Raw genomic sequence first — 1,129 nt, 5'->3', positions numbered from 1 at the left:
CTGCGGCCTGTCGCGCAGCCGCCAGCAGAGAAAAACCCCCACCACAATCGCCAGCAGCCCGGCGATCATCATCCCGGCACGCCAGCCGTAGTGCAGCGCCGTCGCCGCCATCACGATAGGGATCAGCGCCCCGCCAACATTGTGCGCAGTATTCCACAGCGCCCACCAGCCGCCGCGTTCGGTACGCGAATACCACGCGGTCAATAAACGCGCGCAGACCGGCGACCCCCAGCCCTGGAAAAAGGCGTTCAGCGCCCAGAGCACCGCAAAAGCCCAGAGCGAGGTGGAGAAGCCAAACAGAATGTTCACCACGCCGGTGGCGATAAGCCCAAACCCCATAAAATAACGGGCGTTGGAACGGTCACTGACGATACCGGAAACAAACTTCGACAGGCCGTAAGTGATGTAAAACAGCGTCGCCAGCAGACCAATGTCGCTGCGGGTCAGCACGCCGCTGGTGAGGATATCCGGTACGGCGGCGTTGAAGCTCTTGCGTGTGAAATAGAACAGCGCGTAGCCGAGCCAGATAGTGGTCAGAATATGCCGCCGCCAGTAGCGGTAGAGGGCATCCACTTCACGCTTATCGGTGATGAGCGGCGCGCTGACTGGGGCTTTTAAAAACGAAAACATGACCGCTCCTTACACATAACGCTGGGGTAACGACACGCTGACCCGCGTGCCGTGCGTACAGGAAATCGAGAGCGATCCCCCGAGGGCGGTAATACGTTCACGCATCCCGGTGAGGCCAAATCCCTGCTGATTCGACCCCGGCGGCAGGCCGCTGCCGTCGTCCTCAATCACCAGCATCAGCCGTTCATCCTGCTGCCAGCCCTGAAGCGTCACCGCGCTGGCGTTGGCGTGCTTAACGATGTTGTTCAGCCCTTCCTGACAGACGCGAAACAGCGTCACCCGCTGACTTTCGCTGAGTACAGATTCGTCAATTCGCCAGTCAAGGTGGCTGACGATGCCACGGCTTTCCAGCTCCATTTCACGCATCAATGAGCGGATCGCTTGTTCCAGCGTGAGATCATCCAACTGGCGCGGACGCAGACGACCCAACAGACGACGCACCGAATCGTACACGCCAAGAGAAAGTTGTTCGATATGCGCCCCGCTGCGCTTCACCCCT

Annotated in this window: 2 protein-coding genes; both read right to left on the bottom strand. The window is 60.0% G+C overall.

What is annotated here, in order from left to right:
• Positions 1-630 (bottom strand): MFS transporter (locus FDW87_RS21385; protein WP_252362924.1); only part of this gene is annotated, 630 nt, incomplete at its 3' end.
• Positions 631-639: 9 nt separating this feature from the next.
• Positions 640-1,129, bottom strand: a 490-nt coding sequence (locus FDW87_RS21380; RefSeq protein ID WP_252362923.1) for an ATP-binding protein, incomplete at its 5' end; no start/stop codon positions are given.

This window comes from Citrobacter sp. wls826 (assembly GCF_005281245.1).
Classification (GTDB): domain Bacteria; phylum Pseudomonadota; class Gammaproteobacteria; order Enterobacterales; family Enterobacteriaceae; genus Citrobacter; species Citrobacter braakii.
This window is presented reverse-complemented; position numbering and strand designations above follow the sequence as displayed.